Here is a 17,178-nt window from a genome sequence, read left to right as displayed (position 1 = left end):
CGCGTGACCTTGAGCGGCGTGTGCGTAGTGACGGCCTCTTCCACGAAGGCCTTCAGGTTCTCGCGAAACCGGTTCACGCTGACTGTTTCCATGCCCGACCTCAAACGTACGGAAGTACCGTACAACTATAGACATCCTTCAGGTTCGGTTCAATTGCGTCTTCCGGGCCATCGTGACCGCCCATTCCGATCGGCGGAGGAAGGGGACACCCACCTTTCCGATCCGATCCGGCAACGCCAATGCGACGGGCAAGCTCTCGGGCGGATCCGGGAGATTGCCGCGGCCTCTGCGAGGCCTCGCAATGACGGGCTGACGGAGAAAGAAGACAGGCACGGCCATGAGCGCTCGTTCCCGCCCGCAGAGGTCGCCGACTTCCTCTACCAATCACTCGCTACGCTCGCCTTTCGGATCAGCGATGCCTTTCGGGACCAGGTGGAGAAAATCCTTGGCGCAGGAGAGACACTGTCGGCCTTTATCGAGGATGGCGTTCGCCACGAGATTGATCGACAGCGCGCCCGGGCCGAGTTTCTGAAGCGCGGCCTGGCATCCGCGCGCAATGCCCGTGTAACAGGTGAGTACTACCCGGCCCGTTGGTGCTGGACGATCTCGACCGTGTGTTGAGCAACCAGTAGCCCGTCAGCGGGAGTCTCAAGGATGAGTTACTCGGTACGCTTCACGGCGCGAGCGCGCGAGGACCTCCTGCGGCTTGTCGCCTTCCTAGCGGAACGCGACCCGGCAGCCGCTGCCCATGCTGGAGCCGCCATCGGTGAGGCGGTGTCGCTACTGAAGCGCTTTCCGCTGAACTGAGCTGAGCCGCGCCAGCCGCCGTCGCGGATCCGAAGGATTTTGAGGGCCCTCACACACCCGCACATGCGCCGTTCCAATCGGGGCACCCGCGACTATGATCATTGCAAAGGAGTCCACACATCAGGAGGGACACGCCGGCTGGTGGGTCGATGAAATCTCGCTGACCGACCCATGAATAACCGGTTCGATGGTTTTCCTGCCGGAGGGAATGACCCCGCCGGCGCCACTCACATCCGCCCCGGCGGGCGGGAGAGAGGCTCTCCGATGCGCAGAACGCTTACGTGGCTGGCGGCGACGGTGGGCGTTATCGCAGCATTGCTGACCCTTGCGATTCTCGTCCTCGACTGGAACATGCTGCGGGGTCCCATTTCGCAATGGGTTTCCGAGGAGACGGGGCGTGAATTCGCCATTGATGGCGATTTGGAGGGCAGCATTTCGATGCACCCGTGGTTCACCGCCCGGGACATCCGCCTCGCCAATGCTGACTGGGCCTCGGAGCCGGACATGCTCCGGGTCGAGCGTCTGGATGTGCGGTTCGACCTCGGCGCGCTGTTGCGCGGACAGACGGTCATCACCGATCTGCGCGTGCATGGAGCGGAGGTTCACCTGGAGGCCGCTGACGAAAGACGAGTCAACTGGGATCTGGACACCGAGGAAAGACCCGATGAGCCGCCACAGATTCCACTCATTGAAACACTAGTCATCGACGAGAGCCGCCTGACCTACCGGGATCACGGGCGTGAGTTCGAACTGGATGCCAGGCTGAGCTCGGTTGAGGCGGTCAGTCCCGATGAAGGGGCCCTGCCCGTCACCCTCGAAGGTCAGGGGCGGATTCAAGGTGAGCCTTTCGAACTGAATATACGCGGCGCGGCGCTCGTTAACCTGCGCGACACAGACGAACCCTATGCGATCGAACTGGACGCACAGGTGGGCCCCACCGAACTCGCCATGGCCGGCACCCTCCTCCACCGCCCCGACCAAATGCATCTCGACATGGATCTGCATCTCGCAGGACCGGATCTCGCCCTGCTCGTCCCGATCCTGCACATTCCGTTGCCCGCGACACCGCCTTACGAACTTGCCGGTCACCTCGTTCGAGAGAACGACCTCTGGCGGTTTGAGGACTTCGACGGCACCGTGGGCGAAAGCGATCTCTCCGGCTTGGTCACCTTCGACGCCGGCCCGGAGCGGCCGCTGATCACTGCCGATTTGCTGTCGCGGAATCTGCAATTCGAGGATCTCGGAGCCGTGATCGGGGTTTCCCCGGACTTAGGGGAAGGCGAGGCTGAGGACAGGGGCGAGGCTGAAGACGTAGACGTAGACGTAGACGAGGCCGAGGACGAAACGGAACCTGCCCCCCGCGTGTTGCCCGATGCACCGCTCCAGGTGGAGCAGATTCAGGAAAACGATGTGAGACTGACGTTTCGCGGCGAGCGCGTTGTCGCACGCGGGCTGCCGCTTAACGACGTCGAACTCGACCTGGAAATCGAAGAGGGCATCCTGCGTCTTTCACCCCTGCGCTTCGGGCTTGCCGGGGGAGCGTTTGACCTGTTCACGTCCATCTATTCCGGGGGCGACACGGTGCAGACCGACTACGATCTTCGCCTGTCGGGCATACAGTTGCGCGACATCATTGAAGGCACGCCCATGGATGGCTACGGCGAAGGCGTCCTGGAGGGCCGCGCGCTTTTCTCGACGACCGGGGACACCATCCGTTCCGCACTGGCCACGGCTGATGGCGAGGTGGCCATCATCATGGAACGCGGCCGCATCGACGGTTCGCTGCTGCGCCTGCTGGACATCGGTTTCCTCGAGGCGCTGACCCTCGTGCGGGGCGACACCGTGCCGGATGCGGTGCATATCCGCTGTTTCGTCGCGGCGTTCGACAGCGAGGACGGGGTCATGAACAGCACGATCTTGCTCCTCGACACCGAGGACACAATGATCGCCGGCGACGGGGAGATCGACCTCAACGAGGAGACCTTCGTGCTCGATATCAAGGGTGAGCCCAAGGAGACCGGTATCGCTCGTACTCGCGTTCCGGTCCGGGTGAGCGGCCCGTTCACTGCGCCCTCCATCGACATTGATCCGTCGGAGCTCGTGGTCCGGGGCGGGCTGGCGGTGGGCCTGGCCGCCCTTGTCTCACCGATCGCCGCCGTGGCCGCCTTCTTCGACCTTGGCCAGGCGGAAGATAGCGACTGCCTGCGGTTGCACGAGGAGTCAATGCCGGACGAGTGAAACACCCTTGCGGGCCACCATAGCGGGCTCGGACCTGCCGGAACGGCGCAATCTCCATTAGATAGCTTCCACCACACCCCCGAGCAATGGGGTCAGACCTTGCCTTTTGCCTACGGATTTGCCCTCCGTTCGCCACACGGGCAAAAAGCAAGGCCTGACCCCAGGCAACGCCGCCTTGTTGCTAGTTGAGACCGAGCTGCGCCCTGGCCTCGTCCAGCGAGAGTTCCCGGCCGGCCTCCAGGTCCGCAAGACCCGCGACGACGGCCCGCATGAATACCCGCTCTTCCTCGGCCTTTTCGTAATCCGCCACCGACTGCACCACGGCAACACCCCTGCCCCGGCTAGTCAGCAGTACGGGCCGGTGAACCTCGGCCACGTGTTTCATAACCCGTCCGGGATTCGCCTTCAGGTTGGTCAGGGGGACCAGGTCTTCGGAAAATTTGATCATCACGATCCGCTCCATCATAAGCCCCCGGTAGGGCGGACTGTAGCACCTGTTCAAAGGGCCATAGAGAGCACTCTGTTTAAGCAAGACTGGGTCGGACCACGGGAACTAGCCCCCTTCCTGATTCAACCCGTTCATACGGGATTCCGCCTGGCTTTGAACCTCAGGCAAGAGCTCGGGATGGCGATCAAGCAAATGCAGTAGCTGTTCCACTGAGCGATGCGGCTCGGTTTGCCCCCGTTCATAGCGGCTGAATGCGTTCACGCCACCCCCAAAGAGCATGCCCGCCTGGACCTGGGTCAGCCTGAGCCGGCGCCGGATCCTACGGATCTCCTGGCCACGCAACACCTTCGCCTGACGGGTCAGGGCATCCATTGCATCCGAGTACCGGGCGGCTCCATCTTCGTCCGCGAATTCGACCTCGCCACAGTGATCGCAAAACCAGGCATGCACATCGGGTACCTGCTGCGCCAGATCCCCCAACGCGGCCTGAATCGGGCGCGTATCCAAGACCATGGTTCCTTTTTCGCACTGAATGCAGGGGCGCGTTTTCATACTCCTTTCCTCTTGAACTGGATGACAATCGAGCCCTCTTCGCGCAACGTAAACTTCACGTACGCTTCTCCGCTGGGCGTGGGCACGTGGTACACGTCCTGCCATACCGTGTGGTCCTGGTAGGTGGTCATGCTCTTGTAGAACATGCAGCGCTCTACACCCAGAACCACCTCAATGAGGTCTGACCCGAACAAGCCCATTGCCGCTCCGCCGTCCCGAGCGGTCTTAGTAAATGCTCGAACGCCCTGCTGGGCTACGAGCTTCTTGACCGCCTCCAGCGGATAATGCGCCGAGCGCTTTTCCATGCATTAACACTAACCTATTAGGTTATTTTTGTCATACCCTTGGGGCCGGACCTCGCCCAGCCAGAATCGGACCACAGAAAGCACAGAAAGAGGACACCTACGGTACACGCCGCACCCCCGTCATTCCGGCCGTAGCGAAGCGTAGAGCCGGGATCTCCCCCGTCGGTAAACACTCGGGCACCGATCCCACCCCCAGCCGCGTGGATCCCGGATAACCGCTGCGCGGTTTCCGGGATGACCAGACAATGCCATCCATGATCGGTCGGACCACGGTAACGGACGCGCGACGGGGTCGGAGGGCGGTAATGGAATCCCGGCATTTGCAGCGCTCGCTGCGCTGCACCGGTTTGATTGCCTTTGCGATAGCAAGGGGCTTTGCAGGCTTCATCAGGATCAACCACCTGCGGTGGTCGGTTCTGGCGGCACAACCTTGTGCCGCGGGGAAACTGGCACCCCACCCGCCGGAAGCGGATCTGCGCCGGGCGCAGGAAAAAGGCCCCGGAATCGCTTCCGGGGCCCGTTGGGACAGGGTGCTGCGGTGGCTTACGCGGTCGAGGCCGGGGCGGGATCCTTGCGCCGGCGCAGGGCCCAGCCGAGCATCACGAGGCCGATACCCACCAGGAGCAGCGAGCCGGGGGTCGGTACTTCGTTATTCCCGTTACCGCGGTAGTACACCGAAATGTGCGAGATGTCGCGATCCTCGCCCGCGCCCGACAAATCGAACGGGGGGTCGGTCAACGGGGTGGCGTAGGCCCCGCTCAGGGCGCCGTTCAGCATGTCGTAGGCCACGATGTTGGTGTCGGCGCCATCCTTGAACGCGAACATCAGGTTCTCGAAATTGCTCCAGAAGTCGAGAACCACCAGCTCCCAGGTCCCGCTCTGGGCATCGCCGTTGAAGCTCACGATGGTTGCCGGATCATCGGGGTCGTTGATCAGGTTGCCGTTGGTGTCCTCGTACTTGCCGTCGAACAGCCAGTCCGAGTAGCCGAAGAACTCGGCATTGTTGACGACCGTGAGGCTGGTATTCACATTGCCGTCGAGCGGCTCCAGGACCTGGCAGCCCTGGTTGGGCGTGACCTTGTCGCCCAGGTTGCCGTCGAGATCGGAGCAGTTGATGACGCTGGCGGAGGCCGATCCGGCGGCAATCATGCCTCCCGCGAGCAGAAGGGCGAGGGTTCCGCCCTGTACAGTCTTTGTAGTCATGGTCGTTACCTCGTGGGTCTGCGCAGGCAGGTTGAGGTTTGGGTCTGCGCTCACCCACGGATTTGCAACATCCATGCCCGCTAAATGCCGCTCTATATTGACGTTGGAAAACCGTAGGTTACGCGCACCCGACGGGGGGCGGTCGCAAACGCGATCATCGGGTGTAAAGGGTTCTGACGTGTGCACGGGTGAAGGACCTCGACTAGGTCACATCGACGGGGTTGGGCCACGGTAACCAGGCGTGTTAACGGGACTTTCTGAACCCAAAGGGCTGTTTGAGGGCGTTAAACGGCGCATTGCGGCCCATAAATGGGCTCTTGCTTTGAGATTAGATCCCACTCCGGCACCGCAAAGGGGGTCGGTAGAGTCTCGGGCCGCTCCGACGGATTGCCGCGGCCTCTGCGAGGCCTCGCAATGACGGTGGGCCGGGCTTGCGTGCGCTCAAACGCCACGAACCGTGAGCGGAGGTCTGGTGGCTGCCTAGTTCTTCTTCGACGCTCCACCAGGGAGGTGCAGCAGGCGTTCGCTTCGCCAGACGCGGACAACCCTCACCCGACCGGGATCACGCCGGTACACGATGCGGAACGGTGGATGGACGACCTCTCGCAGGAACGGCTGGTCAAATTCAGGCACTACCCTGCCGATTTCGGGGTGGTCGTTCAGGGCCTAGACTCGTTGGAAAATCTCTTGCGCCAGCCTCTGTCCGACCTCCGGCACGCCTTGCTCCGAGTCCCACTCCTGCATCTGCTCGAGATCGCGCAGGGCGGATTCGGCAAACGTGATCGTAATGCCGGGCATATTGCTAGTTGAGACCGAGCTGCGCCCTGGCCTCGTCCAGCGAGAGTTCCCGGCCGGCCTCCAGGTCCGCAAGACCCGCGACGACGGCCCGCATGAATTCCCGCTCTTCCTCGGCCTTTTCGTAATCCGCCACCGACTGCACCACGGCAACATCCCTGCCCCGGCTAATCAGCAGTACGGGCCGGTGAACCTCGGCCACGTGTTTCATAACCCGTCCGGGATTCGCCTTCAGGTCGGTCAGGGGGACCAGGTCTTCGGAAAATTTGATCATCACGATCCGCTCCATCATAAGCCGCCGTTAGGGCGGACTATAGAACCTGTTAAAAGGGCTTTGAAGAGCACTCTGTGTAAGCAAGACGGGGGCGGACCACGGCGACTAGGCGTATTCCGGCCCACAAATGTGCTCTTACCCTGAGATCGGACCCCGCTCCGGCACCGCGAACGGGACCGGTCGGACCTCGGGCCGCTCTGACGGATTGCCGCGGCCTCTGCGAGGCCTCGCAATGACGGCGCTTCGGGAATCAGCCCTCAAAGAGGACGCCTACGTTTACACGCCCCACTCCGGTCATCCCGGCCGTAGCGAAGCGTAGAGCCGGGATCTCCCAGGTCGGGAAACACTCGGGCACCGATCCCACCCCCAGCCCCGTCGGTCCCGGATAACCGCTGCGCGGTTTCGGGGAAGACCCGACAGGGAAAAGAGAACAGCCACCGTTCTGTTGTAGGCCACGTAGCCTATGGATTGCGTTGACGAGACGACCACAGCGGGCGGAAAGGACATCGGATGCGGTGCGCTACACTGGGCGCGTATCCCGTCCGGCGGCGCAATCAATCATGCTGCTTACGTTCCTGCTCATGTTCGCCGTGCTGGGCCTTGGCGTCGCGCTGATGCTTTGGCATGCACGGCTGGTGTTTTCGGTGGAGTTGCGCGATGGCGCTACCCGCGTGCGTCGCGGCCAGCCGCCGTCTGGATTCACACGCGGCTGCGAGGACGTGGCACGACGATACGGTCTGAAGCGGGGCCGGATCGCTGCCGTGCGCACCGACGGGGGTATTCAGTTGCGGTTCTCCCGCCATCTCCCGGCGAAGACGCACCAGGCCTTCCGCAACGTCTGGACACCACCGCCGGGCGGAGGTGGAGGCGGCGGCATGCGAGCGACGGGGTAGCGACGTAAACGATCCGGCCTGCGTCTGGGGAAACAAGGCACAGACAACTGGGTCAATCCTTGCCTTTTGGCAGTCGATCGGCAGCCAGGCCGCTCCGACGGATTGCCACGGCCTCCGCGAGGCCTCGCAATGACGGCATTTCGGGCATCCATGATATCCGCGCCCGGCCGTCGCCATCCGGGGCTTGTTGGGCCATGCTCCATGCTGAGGGCGGATAAAGACGGGGCCGAGTTGCGGCGGCGGTCGGGGCCCGCCCCTTCGAGCGACAATGAGCATGGACTTGCAGCTCAGTGACGCGATCCCACGACGGTTTGGAGCCGATACATGAAGATCCTCGACAGGATTCGCAGCTGGTGGCCCTTCGGAGACGTTCCCGAGATCAGCGCAGAGGAACTTCGCGACAGGTCCTCGCGCGGCGACGTCCAGATTGTCGACGTCCGCTCGCGTCGAGAGTTTCGACACAGCCGGATCCCGGGGGCGCGGAGCCTCCCGATCACGCGGTTTACCCGCGACGGTGTCCGCTCCCTTGACCTGGACCCCAACCAGCCGGTGATCGCCATCTGCCTGACCGCCCACCGCAGCGTCCCGGCCGTACGCATGCTGCGTGAGCAGGGTTACGACGCGCGTCAGCTCGCATCCGGGATGCGGGCATGGTGGCGTCACGGATTTCCCTGCGACAAGGGCTAACGCGCGGTCTCGACGAATGCATGCGCATCCCGGGACACCCAGGGTCACGTCTTGCCTTTCGCCCCTGCCCCGCTGCGGAGCTGTCCGCATTCGTGGCACTTCAACCAATTGCCGCGGCCTCTACGAGGCCTCGCAATGACGGAACTTCGGCCTTTTTGGTCCGGCGTTCGATCCGCACGCCACCCTCGCCATTCCGAGGTTCGCTGGACCAGGCTGCTCGGGGCCAGGTATTCGGGGTAGCCCTTAACAGACGCCGCTCAGGGCTTTCGTTTGGCGTCTCGCCTCACCTTGGGGGCAAGAGGGGAGAACTCAGTCCACGCCCGCGCGGGGGCTCACAGCCGGTTGCAGGTGTACTGTTCGCCGGTCGCGTCTTCGACCACCAGGCGGGTGGGAGACTCGGTCACGATCCGCGTGACCTCCGTATGCGGGAGCTCCGGGAGCAGCGGAGTGATCTGCCGGATCAGGGAGCGCTGAAGCTCAACGCCCGATGGGGATCCAGGCGACAGGTCCAGGGCTTCCACGGTGAGCGTGAGCTGTTGCTCCTCGCGCTGCCACTGCCCCTCGCTGGTCGCGATCAGCGTGAGCGGCCATAGCCCGAACTGGGCCACGGCATCGCCCTCGCTCTTGTAACGCCCGTCCGGATGCAGACGGGAGCGCGTATCGAGCTGCAGGTTTAGTTGGCTCTGCCCGATGGCTGCCAGTTGCATTACGGCCGGGCAGGCCCAGTCGCCCTCCAGCTCCGTGGTGTCCGCCCGGGCTGCGCCGGCGAAAACCAGGGAGATGCAAAGGCCCAGTACGGGCCACGATCGATTCATCAAACGTGTCTCTCCCATTCAGTCTGGCTGTCCGGCACCGTCGGTACGTGGGGGCAAAGGGCAAGGTCTGCCCCTCGTAGGGCCGGCCTCTTCGAGGCCTCGCAATGACGGCGTTTCGGCGGATGCCCAGCGTTCGATCCGCGCCCCGCCCTCGCCACACGGGGTTCGCGGGGCCACGCCGTTGATTGAGCCGAGTACGGTTCGCAGACCGCAAGGGGCCCCGCTCGGACTCTGAGGATGAGCGAATGCTTCGTCGGTTCGGTGTCACACATAAGCGTTAGTCGTCCGTTATGTTACGCTGCGCGGGAGCCTCGCGCGCCCTGAAGGCGCTCTTGACGGGGCCCGATCAGGAGACTGCGGTGCGATCAGTCACGCATGCACACCTTCCCGCGCTGGCCTTGATAATGGCCGGCTTTCTGCCCTTGGCACTCCCGCTGCCGGCCCTTGCCGACGACGGTGGGTATCGGCTGCTCAAGCTGGATGGCTACAAGGTGAAGTGGGGGGACCAGCGGTTAGGGACAGGGGCCAGCATCAGCTATGCCTTTGCCGGGGAGGCGCTGCGGTTCGATGATGCGCACAACTGCCGCGATGTGGCACCGATTGAAGGGCTTCTAGGGGAGAGTCTCTCCATGGAGACGCTGGATCGCGAGGCCGCGGCGGCGTTTCGGGTTTGGGAGCGCGCGGCCGGTCTGTCATTCCACAAGGTAAGCGATGCCCGGGAGGCGGATATCGTCCTCGGTGCCCAGGGCCAGCCGCGTGGGCGGGCATTCGCCAACGTAGCCTACGCGCACGATTCGGACGATTTCACCAACGTTTCCTACTCGCCCGATGCGGAAGTGGATGTGCGCACCATCGAACAGTCGCTGGTGTGTCTGAATCCTGCTCACGAGTGGAAGGTCGGATTCGACGGCAACGAGGATGTCTACGACATCCGCTATACGCTGACTCACGAGATCGGTCACGCCATCGGCCTGGACCATCCCGGGCCATCCGGGCAGGTGATGGGGTTCAGGTACACCGAGGACTTCGCCGATCTGCAGCCCGGCGATCTGCGCGGAGTCCAGCGGCTCTACGGGCGCCCCGCCGATACCTTCAACACCCAACTGGCCGAGATGCCGACCGAGGACGAGGGAAGCGCATTCGCCAGCGACCCCTTCCTTGACCACGACGACCGCATCCTGCCCGTGACCGGTGTCGGCGGCGACCTTGCCATCGGCGAGAAGTAGCCCCCGAGCACATTCAGGGGCAGGTCTTGCCCATGCCCCTGCTCCACCACGAGCGGCCCCCACCCGTGGCACGTCAACCGATTGCCGCGGCCTCTGCGAGGCCTCGCAATGACGGGGTTTGGGAAATTCGGGGCAGGTCTTGCCCCCTTGTCCCCGCTCCACCGTAATTCGCCCACCCCCTTGGTACTTCAACCGTTTGCCGCGGCCTCTGCGAGGCCCCTCAATGACGCGGTTTGTTCAGGCGGTCCGCCCTCTAACCGATGGCGTGCTGTGGATACCGCAATCGCCCGGAGGCCGGGTCGCCTACAGGGGGGGGGTGCCTGGCAGCGCCGGGGATCGACCGGTCTTACCGCTGCTGGCATTTGCGGGCATGGCCCCGCGCCTCGCGACCCGCGCCGTGAAAACCTGAAGCGGCGCAGCAACTCGAGCCGATAGAGAGGGAGCCGGGACGCCAAGGTGTGGCAACGCACAGAACGCCGGAGCGACTGCACCGCAGCATGCAGTCTCATCCACTTGTCACGAAGGAAAGTCGCCATGGCATCTGTCGAGCCCACTCTGGCGGGGCGTTCCGCCACATCGGGAATGCATGACCCATTCACCACGGACATCGGTAACGAGGCACGGCGCTCCGGCGTTTCCTGGGGCGCGGTGATCGCAGGCGCCGTGGTCGCTACGGCGCTGTCGCTCAGTTTTCTGCTCCTGGGCACGGGCCTGGGATTCTCGGCGGTCTCGCCGTGGGCCGGAGAAAGCGTGTCGGCCGAGGGCATCGGGTTCGCAAGCATCGTCTGGCTGATACTCGTGCACATCATCGCCGGGGCCATGGGCGGCTACCTGGCCGGCCGACTGCGCACCCAGTGGACCGATCTGCATACCGACGAAGTATTCTTCCGGGATACCGCACACGGCTTCCTTGTCTGGGCGCTTAGCGTGGTCGTCACGGCGGCTTTGCTCGTTTCCGCCTCCGCGGCGATCATCGGCGGCACCGCCCAGGCCGGTGCTTCGGCTGTCGGGGCGGCGGCTACGACTGGCGGCGCTGCCATGATGGCAGGCGCTAATGGGCAGACCGAAGGAGACGCCACCGGCCCGCTCGACTATTTCGCGGATATCTTGTTTCGCCCAGAGCGTGCCAGGGCGGCTCCCGACGCCGGCGCAACCGACTCCGACAGAACCGCCATGCGCACCGAGGCGGTACGTATTCTCGCCCGCGGCTGGGACGATATGTCGGATGGCGACAGGGCGTATCTGGCGCAACTGATCGCGCAGAACACCGGCGTCAGCCAGTCCCAGGCGGAGAACCGAATCCGCGAAGTCCAGGCGCAGATGGAGGAACTGGAAATGCAGGCGCGACAGGTGGCCGATGAGGCCCGAAGCGCGATGGCGAAACTTTCTCTGTGGACGTTCCTGGGACTGCTGATCGGGGCGTTCAGCGCCAGCTTCGCCGCCACGATCGGCGGTCGGCAGCGCGACAGCGTCCACTATTGAACCGTACAGATTGCTGCCAATCAGCGAGGTAGATCGACATGAAATACATACTGCTATGGGCGCTCGGCATCCCGATTCCCGTCCTCATTCTGCTAGCCATCCTGCTTTAGCGGCTGCGCGAGGCCCCCTGTTGGACAGGGGGCCTCGCCTTTTGCGAACCCGCGAAGCGATGATCATTCTTCGGGGGATCCCCTTGGCGCTGCGCGCCCCAGGCCTGCACCGGTCTTGCACCTGAAGCCCAACCCGCGCCCCGCGGGACAGGACGCCGCATACGTGGCCGTTTACCGTAGAGTGACCGTACCGATGGGCCAAGGCGGGGCCGGCTCCCGGCAAGGGGCTCATTACCGGAGACAGGACCCCGAAAATTGAGTGCGGATAAACCCTCGGCAATACGTGGATCGGAAGGCATTTGAAAGACAACCCCCTGCCGTTTTGCCCCTCTTCTGCCTGGTGGCTGACCGCATGGCTGGCCGGCGGGATGCTGCTTGCTGGCTGCGCCGGCGGGCCGCCATCGGCGGAGTCACCCGCCGCCACGGGTGCCGCGCCGCAGGAGCAGCCCGCCGCCGCGGCAGACGGACCCGCGGAGGGGTTCGCCAGCCTCCGGAACGAGATCCGCTACTACCTCGAACGCCTGTCGGATCGCGCGTTCACCGAGACCTACGGGGGCGAGGAGCATCCGCGTACCTGGTACACCGCGGCCGAGGCGCTCGGCCGGATCGGTGCGCCGGCGGTCCCGCATCTCGTGCCCTACCTCGATTCCGATGACCCGTGGGAACTGAAACTCGCGCTGTACGCCCTGATGCTGGCTTCGCAGGATCCGGCGGTGACCTCGCAAACTGGCGGCGAGTACATCCGCCTGGGGACCGTCCTCGACGAACGCGAGAACGCGGCCAACCGGGCTATCGCCCGCGACTGGTGGGAACGCTGGGGCCACCTCTGGGATTAGCAAGCGCATCCGCGCTCGAACGAGCAACACGGCACGGGTGACGAAGCGCTTACTGGATAGACGATACGGGACCGACATGGCAACGCCCCCGCCAGGGTCAGCGCGACGCGGTGTCCGACACACGCATCAACGCACAACACGCGTTCGGCAAGCGCAGGAGGCCCGAATGGGAATATCGGCGCGGGCAGTGGCGAGGTCCAGGCGCTGCTTGATGATGGTGGCCTCCTCGTTGCGTCCGAGGCGCATCAGGCACTCGTGGTAGCCGTGCAGCGCCCAGACGTTATCCAGATGCTGGTACGGCCGCGGTAGCGCGGGGTCAAAGCCGAGGTCCTCACGGTATAGCTGCGCTGCCGCCGCGACCTCGCCCTGTTCCAGAAGCAACGCGCCACAGGCGTGGCGAGTCGGCTGCATCCACCCCCAGGGTTCGTCAAAGGGAAGCCCATCGTCCTGCTTGATGGCCTGGCGCAGGAAGGCGAAGGCCTCGTCGTAGTTGGCCTTGCGGTACTCCAGCTCTCCGTTCAGCATCGCACGGGCGATCGCGAGAATATCGCGGCAGCGATTGTTGAACAGGTAGCGAGTGTCGGGCATGCATGCCGCGGCGGCCTCGAAGCGCACGCGCTGTTCCTCACCCTCCTCGATGCGACCGGTGGCGGCGTTGGCCACGCCCTTCGCGTAGTGGGTCAGCGCGGTGCTGAACGCATACAGCTCGGGGTCGGCAGGCAGCGGGGTGTCGATCAGTTCCTGCCAACGCCCGAACCGCACCATTACGTGCAGGTGCATCGGCACGAAGGACTCCAGCCAGTCGGCCATTGGTGGCGATTCGATCCGCAGAAGGGCCTCCGGAATGGTGGCGCGCAACCCCTCCGCTGCCTCGCACGCGTCAGTATATCGGCCTTGGAACATCGCGCCGTACAGCTTGAAGTGGTAGTTGTGAGAGCGGTAAAGGGTGTAGAAATTGATGGCGCCTTCGCGCTCCAGATACTTGCTGTCGGCCGCGATTGCCTCATTGTTGATCCGCACCACGTTGTCGTACTGACCGCACAGCACGTCGATGTGCGAGGCCATGTGTTGGAGGTGGCCCGCGTCCGGCACCAACCCACGCAGCCGGTCGCAAACCCGCAGGGCGCGCTCCGGGTGCGGCGACATCTCCATCAGGTGTACGTAGTAGTGGAGGATGCCGGGGTGCCTGCGCGCCTCTGCGCGATAGAGCGCAGTCTCCAGCACCTCGGTGGCCTCGACCGTGCTGGCACCTTCCGCCGGGGCGTTGGCCTTCAGGTCCCACAACTGCCAGGGAGTGCGGTTCAGCAGGGCCTCGGCAAACAGGGCCACCACATCGAGGTCTTCGCCGTGTTCGCGGTACACCGCGCGCATGGCATCGGCGTAGTCGTCATTCCAGCGCTCGAGTGCGCCCACAGCTGGCGGCTCTGCCGTCTGGCAGCGCACCTGCAGCGCGTTGATCAGCGCCTGCTCCACCGGACTGCTGGTGGCAACCTGCTGCGCCCGGGCCAGTGCCGTCGATCCGCGTGACAGGGAGTCTGCCAGCTCCGAATCGGCGAACGCCTCCCACGGCTTGTTGTAGTTCGGGCCAAGCGCCCAGGCGATGCCCCACCACGCCATCGCGCACTCGGGGTCATGCTCAATGGCCGTTTCGAAGCAACGGATGGCCTCCTCGTGGTTGAATCCATAGCCCCACAAGAGCCCGCGATTGAACCAGAGCCGAGCCTCCGGCGACGGTGAAGAAATACCCCGACGGTAGGGCCCAAGGTCGTAATAGCGTTTCATGATCCGCCTCCAACATCGTTCCGGATCATTACTTCAGATCATAGGCAGAAGAGACCCGAGCTGCTGCCGGTAGACGCCGGGCCGGAAGAAGGCGAATGCCACGGGTGGCTCCCGGATCGAATCTTGGCCGTTGCCTCTCCCTGCGCGACCGTAAGGAGACCAACTTCGTGGCACTTCGGCCGATTGCCACGGCCTCTGCGAGGCCTCGCAATGACGTTGCCCTGGCGTTTCGGCACGTGGGGAGATGAGCGCCCTGCCCTCGCCATCCGGGGCTTGTTGGGCCATGCTCCATGCTGCGGGCGGATGAAGACGGGGCCCGTGTCGCGGCGCCGGGCAGGAGCCGTTACCTCGAACGACAAGGAGCATGCGCATGAACCTGGAGAAGGTGATCTTCGGCTTTTTCATCATCCTGGCGTTCACGCTGAACTTCGGGTTCTTTCTCGGCGAGATCGATGATCCGGCGCACCACAATGTGTACGAGCTGTTCGCAGCCATCGTGGTAAACGTCATCGCGACGGCCCTGAAGCTGGGGGACCGGACGCAGACCGGGGCGTTGCTGCTGGCCAGTTCGCTGGTCGCGGTGCTGCAGTTGATTGCGGCCGCGGCGGTTTGGGCCTATGCCAGCCACGTGCATGCCGGGGGCATGGATGCGATGTTCATGGCCAGCATCGTCTCCCTGGCGGGCGGGGCCATGGTGGCCAACCTGATCTCCGTGCTGCTGCTGATCGCGGATACGGTGGCGCTGCGCCGCTGACGGCGGCCGCGAGCGCTACAGACACCACGAGCCGTGGGTCCCACGATCAACAAGGTGCTGTTCCTGTTCCTGCGGCGCATGCGGGCACCCCTGCTTGCGCTGACGGCGGCCTACGCGATCTCCGTTCTCGGCCTGGTGCTGATACCCGGCGTGGACGATCAGGGGGAGCCCTGGCGCATGGACTTCTTCCATGCGTTCTACTTCGTGACCTACATGGCCACCACCATCGGCTTCGGCGAGATCCCCCACGCCTTCACCGAGGCGCAGAGGATGTGGACGGTGTTTGCCGTTTACCTGTCGGTGGTGGCCTGGCTGTATGCGATCGGCAAGATCCTTGCACTGATCCAGGACCCGGCCTTCCGCCTGGCCGTCAGCCAGCATGCGTTCGACCGCACGATCCGCAAGCTGCAGCGACCGTTCCATATCGTGTGCGGTTATGGCGACACCGGGGCCCTGGTGGTGCGTTCCCTGCTCGGGCGCAATGGCTTTGCCGTGGTGATCGACCAGAACCCGGACCGCATCAACGAGCTGGTCCTGGAGGATTACCCGCTGCAGATCCCCGGTCTGTGCGCGGATGCCAGCATCGCCAATCGCCTGCTGGATGCCGGGCTCCTCAACCCGCATTGCCAGGGTGTGGTGGCACTGACCAGTGACGACGCGGTGAACCTGCGGATTGCCATTGCCGCCAGGCTCCTGAATCCGGAGCGCCCCGTGATCTGCCGTGCCGAGAGCCATGACACGGAGAAGAACATGGCCTCGTTCGGGACCGACCAGGTCATCAACCCGTTCGACATCTTCGGGCAGCGCCTCGCCCTGGCGCTGCATTCCCCCGCGCATCACCTGTTGCACGAGTGGCTGGGCAGCATCCCCGGGAGCCCCCTGCCGATGCCGATCGACCCGCCCTGCGGTCGCTGGATCCTGTGCGGCTTCGGGCGCTTCGGCAAGGCCGTGCACGCCGGCCTGATCCAGGAGGGCGTGGAGGTGACCCTAGTGGAAACGGACCCCGAGGGTGCCGACTGCCCGCCCGACTGCATCAAGGGCCGCGGCACCGAGGCGGATACCCTGCACGAGGCCGGCATCGAGAGCGCCTCCGGGATCGTGGCCGGAACCGGGCGCGACGACTACAACCTGTCCATCTTGATGACCGCGCGCGAGCTGAACCCGGACTTGTTCATGGTCGGACGCCAGAACCGCGAGTGCGATTCGCTCCTGTTCGCGGCCGCCGACCTGCCGCTGGTGATGCGCCACGACCGGGTGATTGCCGAGGCGATCCTGGCCCACCTGACCTCGCCGCTCCTGCCGCGCTTCCTGGAGCTCAGTCGCAACCAGACAACCGAGTGGGCAAACGAGAGGGTCAGCTCCATCACGGCCGTGGTGGGCGACCGCGTGCCGGCCATCTGGACCGAACAACTGGACGAGGGGACAGCCCCGGCCCTTCTGACGCATCTGGAGCAGGAGCCGGTCACCCTGGGCCAGCTGCTGCGCGCCGACCATCCCGTCCGCCAGCGACACGCCTGCATTGTGCTGCTACTGCGGCGCGAAGCCGGAGGCGAGGACATCCTCGCACCCGATGACAACACGCCCCTGCAACCCGGCGACCACATGCTGTTCTGCGGCCGCTTCGCGAGCGCCCTCACGATCTCCCACACCCTGCGCGACCCGCACGCCCTGCGCTACCTGCTGACCGGCGAAGACACCCCCGAAGGCTGGATCTGCCGCGCCCTGCGCGCGGCCCGCAGACAACCGGCCTGAGACCCCGCCGGCCGCCGACCGCAAGCACAGGGAACCAGGGGGACCGCGATCGGCTTGTAACCCAGGAAGACGCACAAGGCAGACCAGCCAGCACGTCATGGGCCCGTAAACGGGCATAGGCAGAAGCAAAGGATTGGGGGCCGATACAGTTCCGCCCCCACGCCCGGTCATCCCGGCTCTGCTAAGCGGTGAGCCGGGACCTCCCCCACCGGGGCTCTT

Annotated in this window: 15 protein-coding genes and 4 pseudogenes; 10 read left to right on the top strand and 9 right to left on the bottom strand. The window is 64.5% G+C overall.

The window, feature by feature from the left end; genetic code table 11:
* Positions 1-92: pseudogene (locus tag D578_RS15715) on the bottom strand (type II toxin-antitoxin system Phd/YefM family antitoxin); the annotation flags it as partial.
* 316 nt (positions 93-408) lie between these two features.
* Between D578_RS15715 and D578_RS15025 the strand changes: the two are divergent.
* From D578_RS15025 to D578_RS0113930, 3 genes and pseudogenes are all read left to right on the top strand, one after another.
* A pseudogene (locus D578_RS15025) lies at positions 409-632 on the top strand (hypothetical protein).
* 22 nt (positions 633-654) lie between these two features.
* Positions 655-804: pseudogene (locus D578_RS15020) on the top strand (type II toxin-antitoxin system RelE/ParE family toxin); the annotation flags it as partial.
* A 267-nt stretch (positions 805-1,071) separates the two neighbouring features.
* Positions 1,072-3,045 (top strand): AsmA family protein, encoded by a 1,974-nt coding sequence (locus D578_RS0113930; RefSeq protein WP_042798473.1) that lies wholly within the window; start codon positions 1,072-1,074, stop codon positions 3,043-3,045.
* A 181-nt stretch (positions 3,046-3,226) separates the two neighbouring features.
* Here the strand turns inward: D578_RS0113930 and D578_RS0113925 are convergent, their stop codons facing one another.
* The 6 genes and pseudogenes from D578_RS0113925 to D578_RS0113900 form a co-directional block, all read right to left on the bottom strand.
* A complete protein-coding gene (locus tag D578_RS0113925; RefSeq protein WP_018950543.1) occupies positions 3,227-3,511 on the bottom strand; it encodes a type II toxin-antitoxin system Phd/YefM family antitoxin in 285 nt (94 codons plus the stop codon).
* An 87-nt stretch (positions 3,512-3,598) separates the two neighbouring features.
* Positions 3,599-4,045: a type II TA system antitoxin MqsA family protein gene (locus tag D578_RS15015; protein ID WP_081617383.1), complete on the bottom strand. Its 447-nt coding sequence runs from the start codon at positions 4,043-4,045 to the stop codon at positions 3,599-3,601.
* Entirely contained in the window at positions 4,042-4,350 is a 309-nt protein-coding gene (locus tag D578_RS0113915) for a type II toxin-antitoxin system MqsR family toxin (RefSeq protein ID WP_026289362.1), read from the bottom strand. Before D578_RS0113915 ends, D578_RS15015 begins: the two co-directional genes overlap by 4 nt.
* A 543-nt stretch (positions 4,351-4,893) precedes the next feature.
* A complete protein-coding gene (locus tag D578_RS0113910) occupies positions 4,894-5,499 on the bottom strand; it encodes a PEP-CTERM sorting domain-containing protein (RefSeq protein ID WP_018950540.1) in 606 nt (201 codons plus the stop codon).
* Between the two features lie 534 nt (positions 5,500-6,033).
* Positions 6,034-6,351: pseudogene (locus D578_RS15010) on the bottom strand (type II toxin-antitoxin system RelE/ParE family toxin).
* A 4-nt stretch (positions 6,352-6,355) separates the two neighbouring features.
* Positions 6,356-6,640, bottom strand: a complete 285-nt coding sequence (locus D578_RS0113900) for a type II toxin-antitoxin system Phd/YefM family antitoxin (protein ID WP_018950538.1) — start codon at positions 6,638-6,640, stop codon at positions 6,356-6,358.
* A 542-nt stretch (positions 6,641-7,182) separates the two neighbouring features.
* On the opposite strand from D578_RS0113900, the gene D578_RS0113895 reads away from it, so the two are divergent.
* Together D578_RS0113895 and D578_RS0113890 are read left to right on the top strand one after the other, a co-directional pair.
* Complete coding sequence (locus D578_RS0113895) at positions 7,183-7,515, top strand: DUF3634 family protein (protein WP_018950537.1); 333 nt, start codon at positions 7,183-7,185, stop codon at positions 7,513-7,515.
* A gap of 324 nt (positions 7,516-7,839) precedes the next feature.
* Positions 7,840-8,202 carry a rhodanese-like domain-containing protein gene (locus D578_RS0113890; RefSeq protein ID WP_018950536.1) on the top strand — a complete coding sequence of 121 codons (363 nt, stop codon included), beginning with the start codon at positions 7,840-7,842 and terminating at the stop codon, positions 8,200-8,202.
* Positions 8,203-8,534: 332 nt separating this feature from the next.
* On the opposite strand, the gene D578_RS15005 is transcribed toward D578_RS0113890, so the two are convergent.
* Positions 8,535-9,017, bottom strand: a complete 483-nt coding sequence (locus tag D578_RS15005; RefSeq protein WP_018950535.1) for a hypothetical protein — start codon at positions 9,015-9,017, stop codon at positions 8,535-8,537.
* A gap of 404 nt (positions 9,018-9,421) precedes the next feature.
* On the opposite strand from D578_RS15005, the gene D578_RS0113880 reads away from it, so the two are divergent.
* From D578_RS0113880 to D578_RS0113870, 3 genes are all read left to right on the top strand, one after another.
* Positions 9,422-10,243: a matrixin family metalloprotease gene (locus D578_RS0113880; protein ID WP_018950534.1), complete on the top strand. Its 822-nt coding sequence runs from the start codon at positions 9,422-9,424 to the stop codon at positions 10,241-10,243.
* Between the two features lie 534 nt (positions 10,244-10,777).
* Positions 10,778-11,725, top strand: a complete 948-nt coding sequence (locus tag D578_RS0113875; protein WP_018950533.1) for a hypothetical protein — start codon at positions 10,778-10,780, stop codon at positions 11,723-11,725.
* 478 nt (positions 11,726-12,203) lie between these two features.
* Positions 12,204-12,671: a HEAT repeat domain-containing protein gene (locus D578_RS0113870; protein ID WP_018950532.1), complete on the top strand. Its 468-nt coding sequence runs from the start codon at positions 12,204-12,206 to the stop codon at positions 12,669-12,671.
* A gap of 126 nt (positions 12,672-12,797) precedes the next feature.
* Here D578_RS0113870 and D578_RS0113865 read toward each other — a convergent pair whose 3' ends face one another.
* A complete protein-coding gene (locus D578_RS0113865) occupies positions 12,798-14,453 on the bottom strand; it encodes a tetratricopeptide repeat protein (protein WP_231364126.1) in 1,656 nt (551 codons plus the stop codon).
* A gap of 370 nt (positions 14,454-14,823) precedes the next feature.
* Between D578_RS0113865 and D578_RS0113860 the strand changes: the two genes are divergently transcribed.
* Positions 14,824-15,207, top strand: a complete 384-nt coding sequence (locus D578_RS0113860) for a DUF6394 family protein (RefSeq protein WP_018146378.1) — start codon at positions 14,824-14,826, stop codon at positions 15,205-15,207.
* Between the two features lie 33 nt (positions 15,208-15,240).
* Complete coding sequence (locus tag D578_RS0113855) at positions 15,241-16,959, top strand: TrkA family potassium uptake protein (protein ID WP_018950530.1); 1,719 nt, start codon at positions 15,241-15,243, stop codon at positions 16,957-16,959.
* The last annotated feature ends 219 nt before the right edge of the window (positions 16,960-17,178 follow it).

The organism is Thioalkalivibrio sp. ALMg11 (assembly GCF_000377905.1).
Taxonomy (GTDB): domain Bacteria; phylum Pseudomonadota; class Gammaproteobacteria; order Ectothiorhodospirales; family Ectothiorhodospiraceae; genus Thioalkalivibrio.
This window is presented reverse-complemented; position numbering and strand designations above follow the sequence as displayed.